General features: G+C 68.2%; 11 protein-coding genes. 7 read left to right on the forward strand and 4 right to left on the reverse strand.

The window, feature by feature from the left end; translation table 11 throughout:
• The first annotated feature begins 53 nt into the window (after positions 1–53).
• Together IEY86_RS31510 and IEY86_RS31515 are read left to right on the forward strand one after the other, a co-directional pair.
• On the forward strand, positions 54–1,079 hold the full coding sequence (locus IEY86_RS31510) for a permease (RefSeq protein ID WP_373287118.1): 1,026 nt from the start codon (positions 54–56) through the stop codon (positions 1,077–1,079).
• Positions 1,076–1,837, forward strand: a complete 762-nt coding sequence (locus tag IEY86_RS31515) for a TIGR03943 family putative permease subunit (protein ID WP_189135331.1) — start codon at positions 1,076–1,078, stop codon at positions 1,835–1,837. Before IEY86_RS31510 ends, IEY86_RS31515 begins: the two co-directional genes overlap by 4 nt.
• A 169-nt stretch (positions 1,838–2,006) precedes the next feature.
• On the opposite strand, the gene rpsN is transcribed toward IEY86_RS31515, so the two are convergent.
• Both rpsN and rpmB read right to left on the reverse strand, forming a co-directional pair.
• Entirely contained in the window at positions 2,007–2,312 is a 306-nt protein-coding gene (gene rpsN, locus IEY86_RS31520; protein WP_189135332.1) for a 30S ribosomal protein S14, read from the reverse strand.
• On the reverse strand, positions 2,312–2,548 hold the full coding sequence (rpmB, locus tag IEY86_RS31525; RefSeq protein WP_189135333.1) for a 50S ribosomal protein L28: 237 nt from the start codon (positions 2,546–2,548) through the stop codon (positions 2,312–2,314). Before rpmB ends, rpsN begins: the two co-directional genes overlap by 1 nt.
• A gap of 68 nt (positions 2,549–2,616) precedes the next feature.
• On the opposite strand from rpmB, the gene rpmG reads away from it, so the two are divergent.
• From rpmG to rpsR, 4 genes are read left to right on the forward strand one after another with little or no spacing between them, the layout of a single operon-like run.
• Positions 2,617–2,781, forward strand: a complete 165-nt coding sequence (gene rpmG, locus IEY86_RS31530) for a 50S ribosomal protein L33 (RefSeq protein ID WP_189135334.1) — start codon at positions 2,617–2,619, stop codon at positions 2,779–2,781.
• A 31-nt stretch (positions 2,782–2,812) separates the two neighbouring features.
• On the forward strand, positions 2,813–3,067 hold the full coding sequence (locus IEY86_RS31535; RefSeq protein ID WP_189135335.1) for a type B 50S ribosomal protein L31: 255 nt from the start codon (positions 2,813–2,815) through the stop codon (positions 3,065–3,067).
• Positions 3,067–4,221 carry a CobW family GTP-binding protein gene (locus tag IEY86_RS31540; RefSeq protein WP_189135336.1) on the forward strand — a complete coding sequence of 385 codons (1,155 nt, stop codon included), beginning with the start codon at positions 3,067–3,069 and terminating at the stop codon, positions 4,219–4,221. The genes IEY86_RS31535 and IEY86_RS31540 overlap by 1 nt, the downstream gene beginning before the upstream one ends.
• A gap of 49 nt (positions 4,222–4,270) precedes the next feature.
• Positions 4,271–4,516 carry a 30S ribosomal protein S18 gene (gene rpsR, locus IEY86_RS31545; protein WP_189135337.1) on the forward strand — a complete coding sequence of 82 codons (246 nt, stop codon included), beginning with the start codon at positions 4,271–4,273 and terminating at the stop codon, positions 4,514–4,516.
• 659 nt (positions 4,517–5,175) lie between these two features.
• Here the strand turns inward: rpsR and IEY86_RS38280 are convergent.
• Positions 5,176–5,760 (reverse strand): TniQ family protein, encoded by a 585-nt coding sequence (locus IEY86_RS38280; RefSeq protein WP_373287117.1) that lies wholly within the window; start codon positions 5,758–5,760, stop codon positions 5,176–5,178.
• 166 nt (positions 5,761–5,926) lie between these two features.
• Between IEY86_RS38280 and IEY86_RS31555 the strand changes: the two genes are divergently transcribed.
• Positions 5,927–6,382: an NUDIX hydrolase gene (locus IEY86_RS31555; protein ID WP_189135339.1), complete on the forward strand. Its 456-nt coding sequence runs from the start codon at positions 5,927–5,929 to the stop codon at positions 6,380–6,382.
• A 35-nt stretch (positions 6,383–6,417) separates the two neighbouring features.
• Here the strand turns inward: IEY86_RS31555 and IEY86_RS37020 are convergent.
• Positions 6,418–6,597, reverse strand: a 180-nt coding sequence (locus tag IEY86_RS37020) for a hypothetical protein (RefSeq protein ID WP_229698931.1), incomplete at its 5' end; no start/stop codon positions are given.

Raw genomic sequence — 6,597 nt, forward strand, 5'->3', positions numbered from 1 at the left:
TATCGTGATGCCTCTCTCAGACGACCGGAGCCGACGTGAACGAAGCGGACGGGTTGGTGAAAGACCTGCGGGTCGACACCAGCAGACAGCCGGGGACAGGCACCGGCCCGGATCGCCCCGCGCCGACGTCCATCCTTGCCGCAGGCGCTGCCTCGGCACTGATCATCGGCGGGCTCGCCTGGGTCGCGGGAGCGGCGGATTGGCTGTCTCACCCCGGCTTCCGTGCGTGGCAGACCGTCTGTGTGGCCATCACCGTTCAGGCCCTTCCGTTCCTCATCCTGGGAACGCTGATCTCCGGAGCGGTCAACGCCTTCGTACCGGCGCATGCGTTCAGTAAGGCGCTCCCGCGCAACCCCGTCCTCGCGGTGCCGGTGGCGAGCGCGGCCGGGATCGTGCTGCCGGGCTGTGAGTGCGCCTCGGTGCCCGTGGCCGGGAGTCTGATCCGGCGGGGGGTGACACCGGCTGCCGCGTTTGCGTTCCTCCTGTCCGCTCCGGCCGTGAACCCGATCGTGCTGACCGCGACCGCCGTTGCCTTCCCGGGCAAGCCGGAGGTGGTGGCTGCCCGGCTCATCGCCTCACTTGCCGTCTCCGCGGCGATGGGCTGGCTGTGGCTGAGGCTCGGGCGTTCGGAGTGGCTGCGGATGCCGGCCCGGCACACCGGCCACCAGCAGGGGCACAGCCGGTGGGAGGAGTTCCGGCTCGGCTTCCAGCACGACTTCCTGCACGCCGGCGGGTTCCTCGTACTCGGTGCCATGGCCGCTGCCACCTTCAATGTCACCGTGCCACGATCGGTGCTGGACACCTTCTCCGGCTCGCCCTGGATGTCGGTGCTGTTCCTCGCCGGGCTCGCGGTCGTCCTCGCCGTCTGCTCGGAGGCCGACGCCTTCGTCGCCGCCTCGCTGACCGGCTTCTCGCCCACCGCCCGCCTGACGTTCATGGTCGTCGGTCCCATGGTCGACGTGAAGCTGATCGCCCTGCAGGCAGGAACGTTCGGCCGGGCCTTCGCCGTCCGGTTCTCGGCGGCCACCACGGTGGTCGCCATCGTGTGCAGTGCCCTCGTCGGGTGGTGGCTGCTGTGAGACGCCCCTTCCAGGCCCTGCTGCTCCTGCTGACCGGCGCCGGGGTCCTGCGCGTATCCCTGTTCAGCGACATCGGCCTGCGCTACGTAAAAGAAGGGCTGCAACCCTTCCTCGTCGCCTCCGGCCTCGCCCTGTGCGCGCTGGGGCTCATCGGCGTTCGACGCGATGGTCTGGCTCTTTTCGAACGGGGCCAAGGTCACGACGGGGCCCACAGCGACGCCGTCATCCAGTCATCGCATGGGCACGACCACTCCCATGGCCCTCGTATCGCCTGGCTTCTCCTACCGCCCGCGCTCGCACTGCTCCTCTTCGCCCCACCGGCCCTGGGCTCCTACACCGCGACACGCAACAACCCGAAAATCGTGGAGGACTACGACCGCTTCGAGCCACTCCCCGCTCACGGCCCCGCCCCGCTGTCCCTGACCGAATTCATCGCCCGGGCGCAACAGGACGACGAGCAGAGCCTCAAGGGCCGAACCGTACTCATGCAGGGGTTTGTCACGCCGGGCAAGGACGGGACCTGGGATCTGACCCGGCTCCTTGTGTCCTGCTGTGCGGCCGACTCGCAGTCGTTGACCGTAAAGATGCACGCTGTGAAGGCACCACCTGCCGACACCTGGGTGAAAGTTACGGGTACCTGGCACCCACGCGGCGCCCTGGGCACCACCTCCGCAGCCCTGGCACTGGACGTCGCAACAGTCCAGAGAATCGCTGAGCCGCCCATCCCGTACATCGACAGGGCCCCACCCGTCGACTGAAGGCTCGTGACGCCCGCCCACACGGACAAGCGACCTGCGGCGACCACCTTCCGCGAGATCTGAACCGTGGCCGGACACGCCCTCATCCACTGCGAGCCGATGGGCTGGTGGCCGTGACTCCGCCGAGTCACGGCCAGCAGCAGCCAATCCCCCCGCCAGGGCGGGACAATCACCACGACGACTTGGTGACTCCGGGGAGGAATCCGGCGTGGGCCTGCTCGCGCATACGGACGCGAGACAACCCGAACCGCCGCAGGTGTCCCCGCGGCCGGCCGTCCACGCTGTCCCGGTTGCGTACCCGGGTCGCGCTGGCATCGCGTGGCTGCCGCCGGAGCTCTGCCAGAGCAGCAGCCCGCTCCGGCTCCGGGGTGCGCGGGCGGCGGATGATCTCCTTCAACTCGGCCCGACGGGCCGCGTACTGCTCGACCATTGCCTTGCGCTTGTCGTTCTTCGCGATCTTGCTCTGCTTGGCCATCAGAGCTTCACCCCGCGGGCGCGGATACGGGCCACGGCCGCCTCGACACCGATGCTGTCGATCGTCTTGATCGCTTTGGCGCTGAGCGTCAGGCGTACATGCCTGCCCTCGCTGGGCAGCCAGTACCGCTTGCGCTGGATGTTGGGGTCGAAGCGCCGGGAGGTACGCCGGTGCGAGTGGGAGATGTTGTTGCCGAAGCCCGGCTGGGCGCCGGTCAGTTGGCATTGGGCGGACAAGGTGTTACCTGCCTCTCTTCAAGCGGCTTCCTTTTGGAAATGGAAACCATTGTCATATACTAGCGCCCATGGCTCGCAACGAAGTACGCCCGATCGTCAAGCTCCGCTCCACCGCCGGGACCGGCTACACGTACGTCACCCGCAAGAACCGGCGGAATGATCCTGACCGCATGGTCCTGCGCAAGTTCGACCCGATCGCACGCAAGCACGTCGACTTCCGCGAAGAACGCTGACCCCATCACCCCTGCCTTGAAGGACCACGCCATGAAGCCCGGAATCCACCCCCCGTACGGCCCCGTTGTCTTCCGCGACAAAGCCGCCGGCTCCGCCTTCCTCACCCGCTCCACCGCCACCAGCGACAAGACCATCGAGTGGGAGGACGGCAACACGTACCCCGTCGTCGACGTCGAGATCTCGAACGTGAGCCACCCCTTCTACACAGGCGCCGCCCGCGTCCTGGACACCGCCGGCCGCGTCGAGCGATTCGAGCGCCGCTACGGCGGACGCGGGGCGAACTGATGCAGAACCAGCCCCGGCTGCCCGTCGTGATCGTCGGCGGGCTCCATTCCGACGCCCGCAAGGAGGTTGTGGACCGCCTCCTGCGAACCGTCCCCGGCAGCGTCGCCCTCCACCATGACCTGGCCTCAGCGGCCGAAGGCACGTTGCGGCGCCTGGTGCGCGACTCCTCGGGCCAGCTGTCCTACGGCGATGCCCCGCTCGTCAACGACTGCGCCTGCTGCGCGCTGCGCGAAGACCTGGTCCCAGAGCTGGAGCGCCTGGCCGCCGGCGGTCTGACCCGGCTCGCGATCGTCGAGCTGTGGGACTCCGTCGAACCCAAAGCGATGGCAGAGGTCGTCGTCGCGCACGGCGGAGACGCCCTCGATCTCACCAACGTGATGACCGCCGTCGACCCCGCGCTGGTGCTGCCTTACCTCGCTAACGGCGACGACCTGGCCGAGGTCGGTCTCGCCGCTGCCGCCACCGACCAGCGCACGGTCGGCGACACCTGGGCCCGTCAGCTGGAGTACGCGCCCGTGCTCGCTCTCGTCGACAGCGATGACGCCGACGACGAGGACCGCGCACTCCTTACCCAGCTCCACCCGACCGCCCGCCGGGTGCCCGCCGGATCAGGCGAACTCGCCCAACTGGCCTTCGACGGCTTCGACGTGGAAGCGGCGGCCGCCGCCCAGCACCCGGCCTGCGCCCTGCTGCCCCAAGAGGCAGACGAAGCTGGAGTCGCCACCCTCGTCTGGCACCGCCGCCGCCCCTTCCACCCCGAACGCCTCTACCAGGCACTGGAAGACCTCTGCTGCGCCGCCGCCCGCAGCCGCGGCCGGTTCTGGCTCGCCGACCGCCCCGACACCCTGCTCGCCTGGGATGCCGCCGGCGGCGCGCTGTGCGTGGAGAACGCCGGACCCTGGCTGGCCTCCCTGCCGGACGCCGCCTGGGACATGGTGCCGCCCATGCGCCGAGCCGCTGCCGCCCTGGACTGGCACCCCGAGCACGGCGACTGCTGCCAGCACCTCGTCTTCACCTCTCCCGGCCTCGACCGCGACGGCCTGGCACAGCTTCTCGAGTCCTGCCTGCTCACCGACGACGAGCACGCCGCGGGCCCCGAGGCGTGGAAGCACCTGGCGGCCGTGTTCGACTCCCTCCTCGACCCCGTCTCGTAGCCCTGGCATCAGACACCAAGCCGAAATCAGAACTGACGAAGGAACACTCATGGCCCGCCGACACGACCCCCGCAAGCCGCTCAAGTCCCGCCCCAACCCCCTCGACGCGGCCGATATCACGTACATCGACTACAAGGACACCGACCTGCTGCGGAAGTTCATCTCCGACCGCGGGAAGATCCGCAGTCGGCGGGTCACTGGCGTCACCGCCCAGCAGCAGCGGCAGATCGCTGCAGCGATCAAGAACGCCCGGGAGATGGCGCTCCTGCCGTACGGTGCCCGCGTCGGCGCGTAGTAAGCCGACGGCTGCGCAGCAGGTGGTCTTGCCGCAGCCCCGGGGGCCCAGGACGGCGGCCAGGAACTGCTGGGGACGGTGAGGCCCCGCGACGAGGCCGGTAGCGATCACGGATTCCTCGGCTGACGACCGTGAGCTTCCGGCCACGAACTCGCCTTGGATCAGTAACGTCGATACGCGCCGACAGTGATCACTCCTAGGCGCACGAGTTCGTCGACGTAGGGATTCGGGCGGAGTGCCGATCCGTAAGCCCACTCCATGACGTCCAGCCGCCACGGTGATTCTCGGTAGTCGAGGGACCTCATGTCCTCGATTCTCCTGGCCACTTCGGAAGCCGACGCGTTGGAGCCCAGTAGCCGATTTGCAACGGAGGCTGCCGCGGCAACTCTCAGAGGATTGGTCCACGGGGCGCGTTCCTGTGCCAGGCCCAGCCCGCAGCGTGACCGGAGATGGCACAGGAGTGCCGGGTCTTCGCCGCGACGCCGCATCATGGCCGGGGTCACGAGCATGATCATCTCGGCAGTGAGGGAAGCGAACTGCCTCTCGCCAGCCGTCGGACGCCCGTCGAGCCAGGAGTTGATCCTCTCCTGATGGAGGAGCACAGAATCATCGGTGACCGGGAGGGGCCTGTGGAGGGCGATCGGGTACTCGCAACTCTCCTACGTGTGCCGCCGCTCGTCCACCCTGGCATCGCACACCCGCGGAAGCGTGGAGTGCCGTCCGTAGTGGACCGGGGAGAGGCATCGAATGCATTCGGTGGCCAGGAAGAGGCGATGCTCGAGGCACGCGAAGGTCCACGGCAGCATCCAGCGCAGTGGCCAGCGGAAGTCATTCTTGCGCAGGCATGGGGCACACCAGCGTGCTCGGTGATCCGAAAGCCAGGCCGATGAGCTCCACTGCGCGACGGCTGCTGAGTCTGTCCACGGGGTGAGAGGCAGATGAGGGAGGGCGTTGCCGGCGTAGCGAGCGAGTGTCATCTCGTAGAGGACGGCTTCGCCCACTCCCGTCCTCCTGTGCACCCGGCGAGCCACCGGCTCGGACAACCGTGTCTGTGCCATGGACAGCGCACCGTCCCGATGGAGATGAAGGTCTCGAAGCAGCGCCGCAGTCTCAACCTCGCGGTGCCTGGCCATGGCGTTGACCCAGCTGGCCAGCGACTCGCCGTCGAGTGGCTGCAAGACGGCATCCATCACGCGCGGCCCGGGGACGGCCGCGCGTCGCGTCCGTGAAGGGGTTGCTCCCATGCAGCAGATCTTGGATGCGCCGGCGCTGTCGAATCGCCGATCGGCGCCATACCACCGATGTGAGTGACGGTCGCAATGCCGCCGTTTACGTACGGCTGCACGCCTCGTGCCACCCGTATGGCACCGACGGGGTGCGATTCGAATAACTTATCCGCAGGGTGGACCTATGACGACCGCCCGGCGCCCCGGACCGTACAACTTCGTATTCCCGGTCATCCTGGACCCGCTGACGGGACGAATCCTGCTGGTGCGGCGCCGGGAGCCGGCGGGCCCCTGCTGGACCGTACCGAAAGTGCCCATGCGGGCCGGCGCGACGTTTCGCCGTGCCGCGATGCAGTTTCTGCGTCGCCGACGGCAACTGCCCCCGGTTCGTATCGCTCCAGTGGTTGGGCGGTTGTTCGCCGTCGACGACGTGGACAAACGCGGTTACGTGGTACTCGTACTGCCCGCCGACGGCAGCTGGAAGGACAGGCCCGGCCGGATGCTGGGGCCCGAAGCCCGCTGGTGGGCCGTGTCCGAGCTCAGGTCGGAGCGGGCCACGGTCGAGCCGCCCCAGATGCTCGATCTCGTGGACGGGTACTGGGAGGGGTGGCTGCCCGACGGCGAGGTGTCGCTGGTGTAGGCGAGAGGTGTGTCAGCTCACCAGGCCAAGGTCTATCAGTCGAAACCCGACCGCCAATCGGAGCGGGCGCCTACATGATGAGCAGAGGCCGGCACGGTTGCCGAATGTGGGACTGTAAATCGTTCGGTGTAGCTCCCGATCATGGAAGATGCATCGATGACCAGTGAGAACGTGTCCGAGTCCGAGACCGTCGAGCCCACGAAGGCTGCGTCGGT

It is taken from the genome of Wenjunlia tyrosinilytica, from assembly GCF_014646055.1.
Classification (GTDB): domain Bacteria; phylum Actinomycetota; class Actinomycetes; order Streptomycetales; family Streptomycetaceae; genus Wenjunlia; species Wenjunlia tyrosinilytica.